Origin of the sequence: Sulfitobacter sp. OXR-159 (genome assembly GCF_034377145.1) — a bacterium.
In the GTDB taxonomy this organism is placed as follows: domain Bacteria; phylum Pseudomonadota; class Alphaproteobacteria; order Rhodobacterales; family Rhodobacteraceae; genus Sulfitobacter.
The window spans coordinates 1,154,985-1,173,635 of record NZ_CP139707.1 but is presented as its reverse complement, the minus strand read 5'-3'; the positions used below and the strand labels follow the sequence as shown (position 1 = coordinate 1,173,635).

Annotated in this window: 15 protein-coding genes; 5 read left to right on the top strand and 10 right to left on the bottom strand. The window is 62.9% G+C overall.

The genetic code is table 11. The features are described 5' to 3' along the window. The first annotated feature begins 17 nt into the window (after positions 1-17). Both T8A63_RS05750 and cobS read left to right on the top strand, forming a co-directional pair. Positions 18-644 (top strand): J domain-containing protein, encoded by a 627-nt coding sequence (locus tag T8A63_RS05750; RefSeq protein ID WP_067625492.1) that lies wholly within the window; start codon positions 18-20, stop codon positions 642-644. A gap of 130 nt (positions 645-774) precedes the next feature. Then, a complete protein-coding gene (gene cobS, locus T8A63_RS05745; RefSeq protein WP_067625494.1) occupies positions 775-1,761 on the top strand; it encodes a cobaltochelatase subunit CobS in 987 nt (328 codons plus the stop codon). Positions 1,762-1,838: 77 nt separating this feature from the next. Here the strand turns inward: cobS and T8A63_RS05740 are convergent, their stop codons facing one another. Continuing rightward, positions 1,839-2,684, bottom strand: a complete 846-nt coding sequence (locus tag T8A63_RS05740) for a PRC-barrel domain-containing protein (protein WP_322345243.1) — start codon at positions 2,682-2,684, stop codon at positions 1,839-1,841. A 214-nt stretch (positions 2,685-2,898) separates the two neighbouring features. Here T8A63_RS05740 and cobT point away from each other — a divergent pair, with 214 nt between their 5' ends. The 3 genes from cobT to T8A63_RS05725 are packed head-to-tail and all read left to right on the top strand — an operon-like array spanning position 2,899 to position 6,984. Continuing rightward, complete coding sequence (gene cobT, locus T8A63_RS05735) at positions 2,899-4,773, top strand: cobaltochelatase subunit CobT (RefSeq protein WP_322345242.1); 1,875 nt, start codon at positions 2,899-2,901, stop codon at positions 4,771-4,773. Between the two features lie 42 nt (positions 4,774-4,815). Next, complete coding sequence (locus T8A63_RS05730) at positions 4,816-6,606, top strand: aminopeptidase P family protein (protein ID WP_322345241.1); 1,791 nt, start codon at positions 4,816-4,818, stop codon at positions 6,604-6,606. A gap of 33 nt (positions 6,607-6,639) precedes the next feature. Further along, the gene (locus T8A63_RS05725; protein ID WP_259945013.1) at positions 6,640-6,984 is read left to right on the top strand and encodes a DUF427 domain-containing protein; all 345 of its coding nucleotides are present in this window, start codon (positions 6,640-6,642) and stop codon (positions 6,982-6,984) included. Between the two features lie 7 nt (positions 6,985-6,991). Here T8A63_RS05725 and T8A63_RS05720 read toward each other — a convergent pair whose 3' ends face one another. From T8A63_RS05720 to murB, 9 genes are all read right to left on the bottom strand, one after another. Next, on the bottom strand, positions 6,992-8,677 hold the full coding sequence (locus tag T8A63_RS05720) for a chloride channel protein (protein ID WP_322345240.1): 1,686 nt from the start codon (positions 8,675-8,677) through the stop codon (positions 6,992-6,994). Between the two features lie 62 nt (positions 8,678-8,739). Continuing rightward, on the bottom strand, positions 8,740-10,410 hold the full coding sequence (gene recN / locus T8A63_RS05715; RefSeq protein WP_322345239.1) for a DNA repair protein RecN: 1,671 nt from the start codon (positions 10,408-10,410) through the stop codon (positions 8,740-8,742). A 32-nt stretch (positions 10,411-10,442) separates the two neighbouring features. Next, the gene (locus tag T8A63_RS05710; RefSeq protein ID WP_120351369.1) at positions 10,443-11,309 is read right to left on the bottom strand and encodes an outer membrane protein assembly factor BamD; all 867 of its coding nucleotides are present in this window, start codon (positions 11,307-11,309) and stop codon (positions 10,443-10,445) included. A 241-nt stretch (positions 11,310-11,550) separates the two neighbouring features. Further along, positions 11,551-12,474, bottom strand: coding sequence for a UDP-3-O-acyl-N-acetylglucosamine deacetylase (gene lpxC, locus T8A63_RS05705; protein ID WP_067626763.1), 924 nt, complete (start codon positions 12,472-12,474; stop codon positions 11,551-11,553). A gap of 207 nt (positions 12,475-12,681) precedes the next feature. Next, positions 12,682-14,283, bottom strand: coding sequence for a cell division protein FtsZ (gene ftsZ / locus T8A63_RS05700; protein ID WP_067626765.1), 1,602 nt, complete (start codon positions 14,281-14,283; stop codon positions 12,682-12,684). Positions 14,284-14,456: 173 nt separating this feature from the next. Continuing rightward, complete coding sequence (ftsA, locus tag T8A63_RS05695; protein WP_067626767.1) at positions 14,457-15,791, bottom strand: cell division protein FtsA; 1,335 nt, start codon at positions 15,789-15,791, stop codon at positions 14,457-14,459. A 30-nt stretch (positions 15,792-15,821) separates the two neighbouring features. Next, on the bottom strand, positions 15,822-16,703 hold the full coding sequence (locus tag T8A63_RS05690) for a cell division protein FtsQ/DivIB (RefSeq protein WP_322345238.1): 882 nt from the start codon (positions 16,701-16,703) through the stop codon (positions 15,822-15,824). Next, entirely contained in the window at positions 16,691-17,572 is an 882-nt protein-coding gene (locus tag T8A63_RS05685) for a D-alanine--D-alanine ligase (RefSeq protein ID WP_322345680.1), read from the bottom strand. Before T8A63_RS05685 ends, T8A63_RS05690 begins: the two co-directional genes overlap by 13 nt. Positions 17,573-17,698: 126 nt before the next feature. Next, the gene (gene murB, locus T8A63_RS05680) at positions 17,699-18,646 is read right to left on the bottom strand and encodes a UDP-N-acetylmuramate dehydrogenase (protein ID WP_416153235.1); all 948 of its coding nucleotides are present in this window, start codon (positions 18,644-18,646) and stop codon (positions 17,699-17,701) included. Positions 18,647-18,651 lie beyond the last annotated feature (5 nt).

The window sequence follows — 18,651 nt, the reverse complement described above, 5'->3', positions numbered from 1 at the left end:
CGGAAAGGTCTATCCACATGCCAAAAGCTGATCCCTTCGGATTCGACATGTCCGTGTCGTCCTCCAAAAAGAAAAACCCCCGCGGCCGCCGCGGCATGTCCGGTGCGTCGGAAACCTCGACCCGGATTTGCGACCATGAGGGCTGCGACGAGCCGGGCAAGTTCCGCGCGCCCAAGGCCCCCGATGTGCTGGATGATTACTTCTGGTTCTGCCAGCAACACGTTCGCGAATACAACGCGAAGTGGAGCTTCTTTGACGGCACCACCGAGGCGGAGTTGAACGCTCAGATGTCCAAGGACAAGGTCTGGGAACGCGCCACCAAGCCGCTCGGCGACCCCGAGCAGCGTGCATGGGCACGCCTTGGCATCGAAGACCCGCATCAGGTTTTGGGCAAGAACGCGACCCAGAACCCTGGCAAGGGCCAGCAAGCGGGCCGCCGCCTGCCCCCGACCGAGCGCCGCGCAATCGAGATTCTCGAAGCCAAGGACACATGGACCAAACCCGAGGTCCGCAAGGCCTACAAAGCGCTGATCAAAGTGCTGCACCCCGATATGAACGGCGGTGACCGCAGTCAGGAAGAGCAGTTGCAGCTTGTCGTCTGGGCATGGGACCAGATCAAGGGCAGCCGCAACTTCAAGGACTGATCCCACAACCGGACCAGCGGCCGGGTGCGGATAATGCCAGTTGCCCCTTCCCCTTGCGGATATGCACGATATGTTGCACCAGATACGCGCGCGGCCCCGACCGCGCGCCTAACGAAAAGGATGACGAGCGATGGCCGACGGTGCACTGGAACATGACATGAAACCCACCGAAGAACTCTCGGTGCGCGATGTCTTTGGCATCGACACCGATATGGTCGTCAAAGGATTCCCGCAGCGCACCAGCCGCGTGCCGGACATCGACAGCACCTATAAGTTTGATCCTGACACCACGTTGGCGATCCTCGCAGGGTTCACCCACAACCGCCGCGTCATGATCCAAGGCTACCACGGCACCGGCAAATCGACCCATATCGAACAGGTCGCCGCGCTGCTGAACTGGCCCACTGTGCGCGTCAACCTCGACAGCCACATCAGCCGGATCGACCTGATTGGCAAGGACGCGATCAAACTGCGCGACGGCAAGCAGGTCACCGAATTCCACGAAGGCATCCTGCCTTGGGCGCTGCGCAACCCGACCGCCATCGTCTTTGATGAATATGACGCAGGCCGCGCCGATGTGATGTTCGTGATCCAGCGCGTGCTGGAGCATGACGGCAAGCTGACCCTGATGGATCAGAACGAGATCATCACCCCGCACCCCTATTTCCGCCTCTTTGCCACGGCCAACACCGTGGGATTGGGCGATACCACCGGGCTTTATCACGGCACTCAGCAGATCAACCAAGCGCAGATGGACCGTTGGTCGCTCGTCGCCACGCTGAACTACCTCAGCATCGACGCCGAGACCGCGATCGTGCTGGCCAAAAACCCGCATTACAACACCGAAAAGGGCCGCAAGACCCTCAAGCAGATGGTCACCGTGGCGGACCTCACGCGGACCGCCTTCATGAACGGCGAACTGTCCACCGTGATGTCGCCCCGTACCGTGATCGCATGGGCCCAGAACGCTGAAATTTTCCGCAATGTCGGCTATGCTTTCCGGCTGTCATTCCTCAACAAATGCGATGAGTTGGAGCGCCAGACCGTGGCCGAGTTCTACCAGCGTCTGTTTGACGAGGAACTGCCCGAAAGCGCGGCCAGCCTCAGCTTGGGCTAAGCCGTTTACACCACCAACCAAGAATAAAGGGGCGCTGATATCAGCGCCCCTTTATCGTTCAGGCTGTGGCCCCGTACTTAGTTGACAGGTGCGGGCTCAGTGGTGACCGCGTTGGGGTCTTGCGGGGCAGCATTTTCAAGCGCCTGCTGCTCGGCTTCCATATCCTGCGCGGTTTTAAAGGCCTCTGCGGCTTCAAGGTCGGTCTTGGTGGCCGAGGATACCAGACGCAGCGTGCCGCTTTCGTCAGTCATGGTCGACAGGCTGTCCATTTTCACGGCAACCCATTTTTCACCCATGCCGAGGAAACCACCAACACCGATCACGACACCTTCGACGGTGCCATCAAGATTGACGATCAGGTCATCTACATCGCCGATCTTTTCACCTGCGTCGGAATAGACGTTGCTGCCAATCAAATCGTCGGCGAGGATCGTGTTCTCGCTTTGCATGGTGATCTGACCTTCAACCGGCTTTGCAGGCTCTTCTGCCGGCGCCTCGGCGGTTGTGTCAGCGGGGGCGACGGTGTCGCCCAACGGCTCCGTTGCCGGGGCCTCTGCCGTGTCTTCGGTCATCGGCTCGGTCGTGGCCGGTGCTTCGGCAGTGTCGGTGGCGGCGTCCGTGTCGGGTGCCTCTGCGGTATCAGCCTCCATCTCGGCGTCAGCTTCAGGTGCTTCCGCCGTGTCGGCTTCCAATTCCGCATCGCCTTCGGGCGCTTCGGCAGTGTCGGCTTCGGTGTCGGCCTCTACCGCATCATCCCTGGCCGTGGCCTCGCTGCTCTGTGTCGCCTCATCGGTCTGAGGCGCTTCGGCAGTGGCCTCGTCTGAGGCGGGTTTTGTCGCGTCCTGTGCGGTGGCGGCCAAAGGCGCGGCCCCCAAGACAGCGATCATGGCCAGACGGCTCGCATGTTGCATGAAATTGGTCATTTCCTTACTCCTACTTGCTGAGACGCGTTGCTGCCAGGGTTCAGAGAGGCACCGGTGCGTCGACTGCTGGGGAAATGCCGATCTGCGGGTGGGGGTTCCCGCTCAGCGGGTGCTATGGGCGGAAACTGGCGTATTGATTGCACGGGCCTGCCCCTTTGACCCTTCCGTGAAAACCTGCCAAACCTCATGTCGAAGCTGACAGAGGCATGGGCTCATGAAGAAATCCGACAACCCCGCTGACGCATTCAAAAAGGCCCTCGCAGAGGCCACCAAAGTGATGGCCGATGATGCCGAGCTGAACGTCAGCTACTCCGTTGATCCGTCAGGGCTTTCTGGTGACGCGATGCGCCTGCCGCAGGTCAGCCGCCGGATGACCCGAGATGAGGTTCTGCTGGCCCGTGGCACCGCCGACGCCCTGGCGTTGAACCGCCGCTACCATGATGCCGCTACCCACGCCCGCTATGCCCCGCAAGGCGACATGGCGCGCGAACTCTATGAGGCGATGGAGACCGCCCGTTGCGAGGCCATGGGCGCGCGCGACATGCCCGGCACCGCGGGCAATATCGACGTCAAGATCAAGCACGAGGCCCTGCGCCGCGGCTACGATCAGGCGAAACAGGCCAGCGACGTGCCGCTTTCGGTCGCGGCGGGCTATATGGTGCGTCATATGGCGACGGGGCGCCCCCTGCCCGCAGGGGCCGAGAACGCCATGGAACTCTGGCGCGGCTTTATCGAAGATCAGGCGGGCGGCACCCTTGAGGGGATCGACGGCAGCCTTGCCGATCAGGCCGATTTCGCGCGGCTGGCGCGCAAGATGATCTCGGACCTTGGCTATGGCGATCAATTGGGTGACGACCCCGACAGCCAAGACGACGAGCAGGAGGATCAGGCCGAAGAGGGCTCCGAAGAGGAGCAAGACCCCGACAGCACTGGCCAAGACGATCAGGACGAGGAAGAGGCCGAAGGCACGCCCGAAAACTCTCAAGAGCAGCAGCAGGACGAAAGTCAGGCGCAGGTCTCGATGGATGACGAGGCGGATCAAGAATTGGGCGATGAGGCGGATATGCCCGAGGGCGACGCACCCATGGACCCGCCGCCCCCGCCCCCTGTCTCTGATGCCGATCCTGAGTACCGCGTCTATCTCGGCGAGCATGACGAGGTGATCGGGGCCGAGGAATTGGCCGAACCGATCGAATTGGAACGTCTGCGCGCCTATCTGGATCAGCAACTTGAGCCGCTGAAAGGCGCTGTGGGCCGTTTGGCCAACAAGTTACAACGCCGACTGCAAGCGCAGCAGAACCGTTCGTGGGAGTTCGACCTAGAAGAAGGCACGCTGGACGCGGGCCGTCTGGCGCGGGTCGTGGCCAACCCCACCACGCCGCTCAGCTTCAAAGTTGAGAAGGACACCGAATTCCGCGACACGGTGGTGACGCTGCTGCTGGACAACTCCGGCTCTATGCGCGGGCGGCCCATCTCCATCGCCGCGATCTGTGCGGATGTGTTGGCACGGACCTTGGAGCGGTGCAACGTCAAGGTCGAGATCCTCGGCTTTACCACCCGCGCGTGGAAGGGCGGTCAGGCGCGCGAGGCGTGGCTGAATGACGGACGTCCTGCCCAGCCGGGACGCCTAAACGACCTGCGCCACATCATCTATAAATCCGCTGACGCCCCTTGGCGGCGGACCCGCGACCACTTGGGTTTGATGATGAAAGAGGGTCTGCTGAAAGAGAACATCGACGGCGAAGCGCTGGAATGGGCGCACCGGCGGATGCTGGCCCGCCATGAGGCGCGCAAGATCCTCATGGTGATTTCCGATGGGGCACCGGTGGATGACAGCACGCTTTCGGTGAACCCGGCCAACTATCTGGAAAAGCACCTGCGGGACGTGATCGCGATGGTCGAAAAGCGCCGCGCGGTGGAGCTTTTGGCGATCGGCATTGGCCATGATGTGACGCGCTATTACGACCGCGCCGTGACGATCACGGATGTGGATCAGTTGGCCGGGGCGATGACCGAACAGCTTGCCGCGCTCTTTGACAGCGACCCGCGGAAACGGGCGCGTGTCATGGGCATGCGTCGCGTGGGCTGAAGCTGCAGGATCGGTATTTGAAAAAGGATGAAGGAGGGGCGTGTGTTCCAGAGTTTCGAGGTCACCGCGCGTCCTGAGCAGGGGCCGCCACGGCTGGAAGCGCTGCGCGGGGAGTTGGCGCGGGCAGAGTTGGATGGATTTTTGGTGCCGCGCGCCGATGCGCATCAGGGGGAATATGTCGCGCTACGCGATGATCGTTTGGCGTGGCTGACGGGGTTTACCGGATCGGCTGGCTTTTGTGCGGCACTGCGGGATGTGGCGGGGGTCTTTATCGACGGGCGCTACCGCACGCAGGTCAAGGCGCAGGTGGCGGAGGTCTTTACGCCTGTGCCTTGGCCCGAGGTGTCTTTGGCCGATTGGCTGAAGGACCAATTGCCTGAGGGCGGTGTGGTTGGCTTTGACCCGATATTGCATACGCCGGGGCAGATGGACCTTTTGGTGGAAGCGCTGGCGGGCTCTCGCATTGAGCTGCGACGCAGCGAGAATATGGTGGACCGGGTTTGGGAGAACCAACCTGCGGCACCGATGGGCAAAGTGGCGGCCCACCCTGAGCGCTTTGCCGGGGAAAGCCATGCCGCCAAGCGGCAACGTTTGGCGGCAGACCTGCGCGCGGCGGGGCAGAAGGCGGCGGTGATCACCCTTCCCGACAGCCACAACTGGTTGTTAAACATTCGCGGGCAGGACATTCCGCGCAATCCCGTGGCCCATGGCTTTGCCGTGCTGCATGACGACGCGCGGGTTGATCTGTTTATGGCGGCCGAGAAACTGGCGGATGTGGCGGACCATTTGGGGCCGGAGGTGGTGCAGCATGACCCCGCTGGCCTGCCTGATACCCTGCGCGCGTTGGAAGGGCCGGTGCGGCTTGATCGGCAGTCGGCGCCGGTGTTGTTCGCGGACCTGCTGGGGGACCGCGCGCAGGCGGGGGATGACCCCTGTGCCCTGCCCAAAGCCTGCAAGAATGACGCCGAGATTGCCGGCGCGGCGGAGGCGCACCTGCGCGATGGCGCGGCAATGGCGGAGCTGCTCGCCTGGCTGGATGCGCAGCCTTCCGGCACGATCACAGAAACACAGGTGGTGCGGCAGTTGGAAGGTCTGCGGCGCCGGGATCCGTCCTTACGTGACATCAGCTTTGAGACGATCTCGGGCAGCGGGCCGCATGGGGCGATCATCCATTACCGGGTGAATGAGGAAACCGACAGCCTGCTGCAGGACGGACATCTTTTGGTGCTCGACAGTGGCGGTCAGTACCTTGACGGGACCACAGATATCACCCGCACCATTGCCATCGGCTGCACCGATCAGGATGCCCGCAGCGCCTTTACGCGGGTGTTGTCGGGCATGATCGCCATGAGCCGTCTACGGTGGCCGCGCGGGCTGGCTGGGCGGGATATTGAAATGCTCGGGCGTCTGCCGCTTTGGATGGCGGGGCAGGATTTCGATCATGGCCTGGGGCATGGCGTTGGCGCTTACCTGTCGGTGCATGAGGGGCCGCAGCGGCTGAGCCGGATGAGCCATGTGCCGTTGCAACCGGGTATGATCCTGAGCAACGAGCCGGGCTATTACCGCGAGGGGGCGTTCGGCATTCGCATTGAGAACCTTCTGGTGGTGCAGGAGGCCCCCGCCTTGCCCGGCGGTGACGCGCATCGCAAGATGCTCGATTGGCGCACCCTGACGCTCGTGCCGATTGACCGGCGATTGATCGATGTGGAGGCGCTTAGCCCCGAGGCGCGCGAATGGCTGAACGTTTATCACCGCGACGTTGCGGAAAAGATCGGGCCGCGGGTATCACCTGTTACAAAACTGTGGTTGGATGCGGCAACGGCGCCCCTATGAGCGTCCGATTTCAGTAAGCTAGGGGGGTACGGCATGTCCGACCATATTACGATTACTCCGGCCCAAGGCACATGGGTTGTTCGCGCTGGCGGGGCCGTGCTGGGCGAGACCACAGGCGCGCTGGAGCTGCGCGAAGGGGACCACGCGCCGGTCATCTATTTCCCGCGCGGCGACATCGCGATGGCCTTCCTTGATGGCTCAGACAAGACCAGCCATTGCCCCTACAAGGGCGACGCCAGCTATTTTTCGGTCGTGACCAAGAGCCGTACCTTGCAAGATGCCGTCTGGTCTTATGAAGACCCGAAAGCGGATGTAGCCGAGATCAAAGGGTATCTGGCTTTCACGCCGATGGACGAAATCGCCATCGAACGTATCTGAGCGCGGCTCAGGAATGCTCCTCTGCCGCGGTGGCGGCGAGGGCGCGATTATAGGCCTTCAGCGCATCGACGTGGAACAGCGCGCCCAGCAGTTCGGGCGGCGCATCGGCGCTGAGGGTGACCACCGGGATAAAATTGGAATGGGTCTGGTCGAACAACGGCAAGGCGGCCTCTAGCGTGGCGCTGCCGTCAATATAGGTGCCCTTGTCGATCAAATCCCAACAGGCCTCCTCCGAAGCCGCGTCTTCGTCATCGGGGCGGCGCATGATCCGGCCCACCATGAACATCGATAGCAGATAGGCCTGCGGGCCTGCGGCCAGATGAATGCCGCGCCGCTCCATCTGGGTGAGGAAGAACGACCGGTCGACCAAACGGGAGGCCAGCGCCGTCGACATGCTGACGGCAACCATCACCGCCAGACCGGTTTGCCAGTCGCCCGTCATCTCGAAAACGATCAGCGTGGTGGAGATCGGCGCGCCCAGCACGGCGGCGGCCACCGCGCCCATCCCCGCCAGCGCATAGAGCGAGGAAGAGCCGGAGATCTCAGGGAAAACGCCGGTGGCGATCAAACCAAAGGCCAGCCCTGTGAGCGCGCCCACCATCAGCGAGGGCGAAAAGACACCGCCGCCCATCCGCCCCCCCAGAGTGATCGCGACGGCGGCGACTTTGAGAACCGCGAAGATGATCACCTCATGCAGTACCAGCTCGCCCACCAGCGCGCGGGAGGTCGTCTCATAGCCGACACCGATGATATGCGGGAACCAGAGAGCGATGATGCCAAGGATCGCCCCCGCCACCGCCGGGCGCAGCCAACGCGCCAGCCCGGTCCGGGCTTGCAGGTAGTTGCCAAAATCCTCGGCCCAAAAGATTGACCGCATCAGCACGACAGAGACCAGACCGCAGGTCAGCCCCAGCAACAGGAAGGCGGGCAGTTCGACGTAAAATTGCACATCCCCAAGGCTGGGCAAGACGAACTCGGTCAAGCCGCCGAACTCCAGCCGGTTGATCACCGTGCCCGCAGCCGAAGCGATGACGATAGGGGCGAAAGCATGGACCGCGAAATGCCGCAGCACGACTTCGAGCGCGAAAAGCGCGCCCGCGATGGGGGCGTTGAAGCTCGCGGAAACCGCCGCCGCCACCGCGCAGCCCAGAAGGTCACGCCCGGTGATCCCATCGGCCTTGATAAAGCGGTTGACCTTGGTCGAGATCACGGCGGCCAGATGCACCACCGGCCCTTCGCGGCCTGATGAGCCGCCCGTCGAGAGAGTGATAAGCGAGGCCAATCCCGAGGCCACCCCGGCGCGAGTTTCGACCCGACCGTCGTGCAGGGCGGCCCCGAGGATCACATCGCCCACGCTGCGGGCACGCCCGTCGCGGGTAAAGCGGTGCAGGATCAGCCCAACAAGTAGCCCGCCCAACGTGGGGATCAGCACCACCCAATACCATGGCAACCCGGCGAGAAAGCTGTGCAGAAATTGCACGTCGTCCGTGCCGTAAAGCGTGGCCTGTAACCAGTTGATCCCTTTGCGAAAGAACAAGGCCGCGAAGCCCGCCGCAATGCCCACCAACAACGCGATGAACCAAAAGGTGATCTTGCCCGGCCCCCGGGTGCGCAGCACCGTCCAGCCCTGCTTGCAGCCGCAGAGCGCCTGATGCAATTGTTGGGAAAAGAATGCGTTATCTTGCGGAGGCATGGGACTTGGACCAGTTGGACCCTTTCTGTCTAGGGCAAGCTGACCTTGGGTAAAACCGCCATTTAAGAAGTCGTCGCGCCCTGTTGCCCGTTAAGCAATGCCTCGGCTGCCGCGCGGGCGGCATCGGTGATGGTATCGCCCGCGAGCATCCGCGCGACTTCGTCCACCCGTTCTTCGGGGGCGAGTGCCGTGACCGTTGAGGTGGTCATGCCCTTGGCAACCGATTTGGCCACGCGCCAGTGATGCGCGCCCAATGCCGCGACCTGCGGCGAGTGGGTGACGACCAGCACTTGCCCTTCAGCCGCCAGCGCTTTCAGGCGGCGGCCGACGGCGTCTGCGGTGGCGCCCCCTACCCCGCGGTCGATCTCATCAAAGATCAGGGTCAGGCCCGATTGGCTTTGTGTCAGGCAGACTTTCAGCGCCAAGAGGAACCGGCTGAGTTCCCCGCCCGAGGCGATCTTGCCCAAAGGCCCGGCAGGCGCGCCGGGGTTGGTCGCCACGGTGAAGGACACCGCATCGCGCCCCTCAGGGCCTGCGGGCTCGTCGGTCAATTGGGTCTGGAACACCGCGCGCTCCATCTTGAGCGGGGCAAGCTCCGCCGCCACCGCCTTGTCGAGTTTGACCGCGGCCTTGCGGCGTTTCGTCGTCAGTGCTTCGGCGCGCTCGTCGTAAAGCGCCTGTGCGTCGCGCACGGTTTTCTCTAATCCCACCTGCGCGGCCTCACCCGCATCGAGCGCATCGAGCTTGGCGCGCAGCGTGTCGGCGAAACCGGCCAATTCATCGGGCTGCACATCATGCTTGCGCGCCAAGCCGCGGATCGCAAAGAGCCGCTCTTCGCAGGCTTCCAGCTCATAGGGGTCGAACGACATGCCGTCGATCGCATCGGCCACGCCGGACATTGCTTCGTCCAGTTCCACCATAGCGCGGTTCAGCGCGGCAAGCGGACCTTCCAACGCGCCTTCGGCCTTGTCGGCGACGCCATCAAGCCAGCGCAGCGCGTCGCCCATGGCCGTCTCTGCCCCGCCTTGGCCCAACAACTCATAAGCGTTGACCACATCGCGGCGGATTTTTTCGGCGCCCTGCATCTGGCGGCGGCGGGTGTCGAGGGTGGCTTCCTCGCCCGCTTCGGGGGCGAGCTTGTCCAGTTCCGCCACCGCATGGCGCAGGAACTCTTCTTCGGCGGCGATGGCCTCGCGCTCGGCGGCAGCAGCGGCGGCCGCTTTGCGCGCCGCACCAAGGGCCGTCCAAGCCTCCCGCACCGCTGCAATCGCGCGGTCATTCCCGGCGTAATCGTCAAGGATGGCGCGGTGGCCGCGCGGGTTCAGCAAACCGCGATCGTCATGTTGGCCGTGCAGTTCCACCAATGTTTCAGACAGGCGCCGCAGCACCTCGCCCGAGCAGCGGCGGTCATTGACCCAAGCGGTCTTGCGCCCTTCGGAGGTGTTGATGCGGCGCAGGATCAATTCGTCCCCGGCAGGCAGACCCGCGTCTTCGAGCACCGCATGGGCCGGGTGGCCGGGCGGCAGGTCGAACCAAGCGGTCACTTCCCCCTGTGCTGCCCCCTGGCGTACCAGATCGGCGCGACCGCGCCAGCCCAGAACAAACCCAAGTGAATCCAACAAGATAGACTTGCCCGCGCCGGTCTCACCGGTGAGGACATTCAGACCCGGCTGGAAGCCAAGCTCCAGCCGGTCGATGATCAGCATGTCCGAAATATCAAGTCCGCGCAGCATCTAGAACCGTCGGATGGGCAACCCCACCCCCCTTAAAGCCACTCGCCCTTGATGGTCTGGCGATAGGCTGCACCCAGCCAGTTGTCCTTGTAGAAGGCCGGCGCAAGGCCGCGCCCGGTCAGCAGTTTGTAGCTGTCCTCATACCACTCAGAGCCACGGTAGTTGTGGCCAAGGATGGCCCCCGCCGTCTGCGCCTCGTGGTTCAAGCCCAGCGACAGGTAGGCTTCGACCAAACGGTGCAGGGCTTCGGCGGTATGGGTCGTGGTCTGGAAATCCTCGACCACCACGCGGAAGCGATTGATCGCGGCAGTATGGTGATCGCGGCGCAGATAGTAGCGGCCAATCTCCATTTCCTTGCCCGCCAGATGGTCAAACGCGAGGTCGAATTTCAGGATCGCAGAGCGGGCATATTCGCTGTCGGGATAGCCTTCGATCACGGCGCGCAGGGATTGCAGCGCTTGGAAGGTCAGTCCTTGATCGCGGCCCACTTCGTCGATCTGGTCATAATAGCTCAGCGCCAAGAGATACTGCGCATAGGCGGCATCATCTTCGGCGGGATAGAAATCAATAAACCGCTGCGCGGCGGAGCGGCTGTTGGGGTAGTCCTGATCCTTGTGATAGGCGAAAGCCTGCATGATCAGCGCGCGTTTGGCCCACTCGGAATAGGGATAAAGGCGCTCGATCTCGGCGAAATAAAACGCCGCCTCACCGGGGTTGTTGTTGGTCAACTCATATTCGCCGCGCTCAAAGATCTGCTCGGCTGAATAGGTCTCAAGCGGGATTTCCTGCGGGTTGAAAAAGCTGCCGTCCGATCGTCCGTCACCACCGCCGCAGGCTGCCAATGTCGCGACCAGAAGCACCGCACTGATCGTCCGCTTGCGCGATCCTGCTACCGTCATGCCCGCACCCCTTGCATCGTCCAACCCATGGTCTTTGACCCTCTTGCGCATGTGACTAGCACAATAATCTGCGTTGCAAAACGCCCATTCCACCCCCGCCCGCAGCCGGGTACGCGGTGGCGCATCGCTGGGTCAGGCATGTCACTTCGGCTTAGTGAATACAAGGCATTGGCAGGGCGTTCAATGGCACTTCGCCGCCTAAGCGCCCTGCGGTTCGCGGTGTTTTCGACCTGCTGCCAGATCAAGCAACCTGCGGGATTTCGCCCCAGATCAGCCCGGAGCCCGGCAACCGTGCCGTTTGCGCCGCGTCACAGGCCACCAGACGCACGGCATCCGGTGTGGCAAAGAGCGCGCGCAGCAGCGTGTTGGTCAGCGAATGGCCCGCACGTTTGCCTTCGTAGTGGCCCAAAAGCGGCGCGCCCGCCAGCGCCAGATCACCAAGCGCGTCGAGCATTTTGTGGCGCACAGGCTCATCCGCGTGGCGCAGGCCGCCGGGGCTGACCACCGCATCGCCGTCGAAAACCACTGCGTTCTCACCCGCCTCACCGCCAAGCGCCAGACCATTGGCCTGCATCGCTTCGACATCGGCCTGACGGCAGAAGGTGCGGCTGTCGCAAAGTTCGCGGGCAAAAGAGCCGTTGTTCATGATCAGCGACTTGTGCTGTTGACCGATGGCCGCATCGGCGAAATCAATCTCAAAGTCGATCTGCAGCGTGTCCGCCGGAGAGATCGTGGCCGTTGCATCACCGTCTTGCACGCTCACGGTTTTGAGCACTTCAAACGCCATCACAGGGGCCGCAAGCTGACGCAAACCGCGCTGCATGATGCCGCGCACGAAAGGCAGGGAGGAGCCATCAAGGATCGGCACTTCGGGGCCGTCGATCTCAATCAAAAGGTTATGGATGCCACAGCCAGCAATGGCCGCCATCAGATGCTCAACGGTAGAGATCGACAGGCCAGTGGGGTTTTCCAACTTGGTGCAGAGCGGCGAGCGGTTCACCGCGTCCCAGCGGGCGGGGACCAGTCGGTCGCCCACGGCCACATCGCTGCGCGAGAACCAGATGCCATGGTGGGCGGAGGCCGGGCGCAGAGTCACCGTCGCAGGCTGACCGGAGTGCAGGCCTGTGCCAGAAAAACTTACTGCTGATTTGATCGTTGTCTGCACCGGGTCATCCTCAAGCTTCGAACATCTTCTTGTGTGTTGAACTCTGGATTAAGGCGCTGGTTCGTTTTGCTCAACTCAATCTTTGCAACGGTCTGAAACATGCCCGTAACATTTGGGCGCTAGCGTGCCGACCTTATTACAAAACCTTGTTATAAAACGAAAAAGGGCCGCCCCAAGGCGACCCTTTCGTCATCTATCGTGATCGGATCAGTTGGCCTGACGGCGCAGGAACGCGGGGATTTCAATGCGCTCTTGATCGGGATCGTTGCTTTCTTGCGGCTGCGGAGCGGCTGCAGAAGCGCGAGTCTGAACCGGCGGTTGCTGGCGCGCAGGGCGGGCCTGTGCTTCGCCTTCGGCGTGGCCGGTCATCCGGTTGATTAGAGAGTTGATGCCAAAGCGACCTTTGTCGCCCTGCTCACCCTGCTGCTGCTGGGCCTGACGGTGCTGTTCGGGCGCTGCTTTTTGGGCGGCGGCGCGCAGGCGGGCCAGTGCTTCGGGGGACGGCGTGCCGGGTGTCGGGGCGCGCGGTGCAACGAAGGCTTCGGGCTCGGCCTCAATGGCTTCTTCCTGACGCGGCTCGAATGCGGCCACCTCGGGCTGATAGGCCGGAGCGGGCAGGCCGTCGTCATCTTCGACAACGTTCTCTTCTTCATACTGGTCCTGGACCGGCTGAAGGTCTTGGAACAGGGCGGCTTGCTCAACTTCTTGCTTCATTTCGGCAGCAACCGGCGCGGCGGCAGGCGCTTGCGCGGCAGAGACCGGCGCCACATCGTCAACCGACACGTTCTGGCGCAGCGGCTGGCTCATGGAGCGGCGCGGAACCGGCATTTCGGTGTTCACATCGGTGGCGTCGATCCCTGTAGCGACAACGCTGACGCGCATCAGGCCACCAAGGCTTTCGTCCAGTGTGGAGCCGACGATGATGTTCGCCTCGGGGTCCACTTCTTCGCGGATGCGGTTCGCCGCTTCGTCGAGTTCGAACAGCGTGAGGTCGTGACCGCCGGTGATGTTGATGAGAACGCCCTTGGCACCGCGCAGGCTGATTTCGTCCAGCAGCGGGTTGGCGATGGCTTTCTCGGCGGCTTGGATGGCGCGATCTTCGCCCTCGGCCTCGCCTGTGCCCATCATCGCTTTGCCCATCTCGTCCATCACGGCGCGCACGTCGGCAAAGTCGAGGTTGATCAGGCCCGGACGAACCATCAGGTCGGTCACGCCCTTCACACCTTGGTACAGCACGTCATCGGCAAGCGAGAAGGCTTCGGTGAAGGTGGTCTTTTCGTTGGCCAGACGGAACAGGTTCTGGTTGGGAATGATGATCAGCGTGTCGACGACCTTTTGCAGCGTCTCAACACCGTCTTCGGCCTGACGCATCCGCTTGGCACCCTCAAACTGGAAGGGCTTGGTCACCACGCCAACAGTCAGAACGCCCAGTTCACGCGCGGCCTGCGCGATGATCGGTGCCGCACCCGTACCGGTGCCGCCGCCCATGCCTGCGGTGATAAAGCACATATGCGCGCCGGCAAGGTGGTCGACGATCTGCTCAATGCTTTCTTCGGCAGCGGCGGCGCCAACGCTGGCACGGGCGCCCGCCCCCAAACCTTCGGTAACCTTGATGCCCAGTTGGACGCGGTTTTCGGCCTGTGCCTGCTGCAGCGCCTGAGCGTCGGTGTTCGCAACGACGAAATCAACACCATCAAGCTGCTTCTCGATCATGTTGTTGACCGCGTTGCCGCCTGCCCCACCAACACCAAAGACGGTGATACGGGGTTTCAGATCATCTTGTCCTGGCATTGAAAGGTTGAGTGTCATGTGCTGTCCGCCTGTCCAGTTATCCGCGTTCTGCGGGAGTTTTTCGACCAAATTTACCCGACCCTACCGGGCTAGGGCCGGATCGTCACCTAAAAAACATCGTTTTGACGCTAAATATGGGCAGAAACTTGCCAGTTTCCGCCTTATCTCGGGTGTCTCACCCGATATTGCGGTCACCAGTTGTCTCTAAACCATTTGACGGCGCGTTTGAGAGAGCGGGACGGATAGCGGTCGGCGGGGATGTCGAAATCCCACCATTCGTCTTGCGGATGCGCCGCAAAGAGCGCGAGGCCCACCGAGCTGGCAAAGCCCGGCCCTGTTGCGGCCTGCGGCAGCCCATGCACGCGCAGCGGACGGCCCAGACGGACCTGCTGGCCGAGTATCTTGCTGGCCAGCCCATCAAGCCCCGGTATCTGGCTGCCTGCGCCGGTAAGTACAATCTGTTGGCTTGGCAGGTGGTCAAAACCGGCAGCATCCAGCCGAACGCGAACTTCTTCGAGGATCTCTTCGACGCGCGGACGCATGATGCCGATCAGTTCGGCCCGGCTGGCGGTGCGGCGATCGTGCTCATAGTCGCCCGTTTCGCCGCCGATCTCGATCATGTCACGGTCGTCCATGCCGGTCGCATGCACGCCGCCGTAGAAGGTCTTGATCCGTTCGGCATTGGCCATCGGCACCTGCAGGCCCATGGAGATGTCAGAGGTGACGTGATCCCCGCCCATTCGCACGGTGTCGGCATAGATCATGTGTTTCTTGATAAAGATCGACACGCCGGTTGTGCCGCCGCCAAAGTCGATACAGGCTGCGCCGAGTTCCTGCTCGTCCTCAACCAGCGCCGAAATACCCGAGGCATAGGAGGATGAGGCGATCCCGGCCAGTTCCAGATCACAGCGTTTGATGCAATGCGCGAGGTGTTGGACCGTATCGGCATCGACGGTGAGCATGTGCATGTCCACCGACAGGCTGTTGCCCAACTGCCCACGCGGATCGGCCAGACCGGAACGGTGGTCGAGCGCAAAGTTCACCGGCTGGGCGTGCAGCACTTCGCGGCCCTCGCCGTACTCCGGCACGTCACAGCCCGCCAGCACGCGCGCCACGTCTTGCTCCGAGACCGACTGCCCCTCCAGCTCCACCGAAGCGTCGAGGCCATAGCTGCGCGGCTCCCCGCCCGAGAAACAGGCGATAACGTGATCAACCCGGATGCCAGCCATCTTCTGCGCGGCCTGAAGTGCGGTGCGGATCGCGCGCTCGGTCTCGCCCATGGCGCAGATCTCACCAAAGCGGACCCCGCGCGAGCGGGTGGTCGCCGCCCCGATGACCCGGAACCCCGATTGCCCGGCCAGCGAGCCGATGTCGCCATTCTCTCCGTCATGGGTAATGCCGTCAAACCGCAGCACCAGACAGGCGATCTTGGAACTGCCCACGTCCAAAATGGCCACCACCCCGCGCTGGATCGCCAATTTGCGCATGTGCCGCATCGAACGCTGACTGTCGTATAGGTCCATCATTTCGTTACTGTCCCGATTCCAATGGCCATCTTACTGGCCGGAAAGCTGCCTGATGTGCCACCATTCGCGGGTGGCATCTTCGTTCATTCTGAGGGTTGGTCTTGCCGCCAACCGCATGTCCACACGCGCCACGTCTCGCGTGAGGACTTCTTGTGCGCCTTCCAGCGCGATCACCCGTTCCAGCGCTTGCAGCGCATTTTCTTCGGGCAACATGATCGTCTGTTCGCGGTCCAGCACCACGTCCCAGCGGCGCCCACCGACGCGGACCAAGCCGCGCAGACGGTCACCCAGTACGTTCGCCGCTGCGATTAGCTTGAGCGCCTCCGGCACCGCCTTGGCGGCCCCTGCCCCGGCGATCAGGGGCAGATCGGCATGGTCGCGCCGCGCTTCGATCCGTGCCACATTCGCGCCGGTGTTGTCCACCAGCGCCAGCCCGGTCTCACTGCGCCAGACGGCCACAGGCACGCGCGGGGTCACGTCGATTTGCAGCACGCCACCGGGGCGGATGCGGACATTGGCCTGTCTGACCCCATCGATATCGGTGATCTTTTCGCGGATCTGCGGCAGGTCGAGGTCGAAGGAGGACAGCGGGAATTCCAGCGGCAGCGCGGTGCGAATTTCAGACGACAGCAGGTCGCTTGCGCCGTCGATGGCCATGAGCTTGACCATGAACTCCGGCCGCTCTTCAATGCTGGCGCGGACATCGGCGATGGCCTGCACCACGGTGCCGCGGCGCTCTTCGTCGGCCATATAGATCGTGCCTGCCAGCAGGCTCAGCGTGAAGGGCAGCCCGACGCGCAGGGCAAAGCGAAAGCCCGGTGTCAGCATCAACCGCTGCATACGCCATGACCACCGCGAGGGGGCGGGATCGGCCTTGCCAGCCTCCGGGCGGCGGCGGATCAGCGATCGCATGAAGCATCCTCCACCATCCAAGCGCAGAGCTCAGGGAACGAGATGCCGCAGGCCGCAGCCTGCTCGGGCGAGAGCGAGGTGGCGGTCATCCCGGGCTGGGTGTTGGTCTCAAGCAGGATCAGCCCCGCAGGTCCACGCGCCTCGTCCCAGCGGAAATCGGTGCGGCTGATGCCCTTGCAGCCAAGCGCCACATGGGCGCGGCAGGCATAGTCGAAACACAGATCGGTGATCTCTTGCGGCAGATCGGCGGGCACCACATGGCGCGAGCCGCCGGGCTTGTATTTCGCGTCGTAATCATACCAGCCGGTGGTGATGATATCCGTCACGGCCAACGCCCGGTCGCCCATCACGGTGGTCGTCAACTCACGCCCCGGCGCGAAGGTCTCGACCATCACCTCTGCGGGCATGTCTTCAGACAGTTGCGGGGGGCCGTTGTTTTCCTCGGCCACAAGGTAGACCCCGACCGAGGAGCCTTCGTTGTTGGGTTTGACCACATAGGGAGGCGCCATGACATGAGAGGCCATCACATCGGCCTTGGGCGCGATGACGCTTTCCAGCACCGGCAGCCCCGCATGGCGGAACACATCTTTGGACCGCTGCTTGTCCATCGCGAGGGCCGAGGCGAGCACGCCGGAATGCGTGTAAGGCAGTTTGAGCCACTCAAGCAGACCCTGCACACAGCCATCTTCGCCCCAACGGCCATGAAGGCAATTCAATACAGCATAGGGGCTGAGATCGGCCAGAACGGCTGGAAGATCGCGGTCAGCTTCGACCTCGATCACGCTATATCCGCCATGTTCCCGCAAGGCAGCGGCGCATGCACGCCCACTGGACAGGGACACCTCACGCTCGGCCGAGGGGCCACCCATCAATACCGCCACTGTCGGGGTTTGTCCGCTCGACTTACCCACCAAAGTGCCTCTTCGCCTCGGACCGTTTGCGGCCCCTATCATTGTTTTCTTTGCTTTGCCGTGACTTAGCTGATGCCCGACGGCTTAGCTTTGCGACACCGGATCACCCAATTTTTCACCGACGCGCTTAATTTCCCATTCTAGCCTTATACCGCTTGAAGCGTAAACCTTTTTTCGCACCTCTTCGCCCAATGACTCTAGATCATGGGCCGTGGCACTGCCGGTGTTGATGAGGAAATTGGAGTGTTTCGGGCTCATCTGTGCGCCCCCCACGGTGGCCCCACGCATCCCGGCGTCGTCGATCACCTTCCACGCCTTCAGGTCGTGCACATCGTCCGCCTTCCCGGTTGAGGAAAACCCCGCCGGATTGCGAAAGGTCGACCCGGCGCTGCGGTCCTTGGTCGGCTGGCTTTCGTCGCGTTTGGCAAGCTGCTGTTCCATCCGGGCGTGCAACTCCTCAGGCTCCCCTTTGGGCGGCGCAAAGGTTGCCCCGATCAGCACCGCACCGGGCGACAGATCGCTTTGACGGTAGCGGAAGTTGAGGTCATCTGCGGTCAGTGTCACCACCTCGCCCGCGCGGGTCACAGCCTTGGCCGAGACGAAATGATCCGCCGTGTAGCTGCCATAACAGCCCGCGTTCATGCGCAAAGCCCCGCCGATGCTGCCGGGAATGGTGCGCAGAAAGGTCAGATCAAGCCCCGCATCCGCCGCCTTGCGCGCCACATGGGCATCCAGCGCCGCCGCGCCCGCAGTCACCTGATCCCCGTCGATCTCAATCCCGTTGAAACCACGACCCAGCCGGATCACCACCGCCCGCAAGCCTCCGTCGCGCACGATCAGGTTGCTGCCCACGCCCATGGGGAAAACCGTGATGCCCTGCGGCAAGCGGCGCATGAAAAGGCACAGGTCCTCCACATCCGCGGGTTGGAACAGATAATCCGCAGGGCCGCCAACGCGGAGCCATGTCAGGTCGCTCAGGGCGCGATTTGGGGTCAGCCTGCCGCGCAGGTCGGGGATATTCAGCGTCATCATGGCGC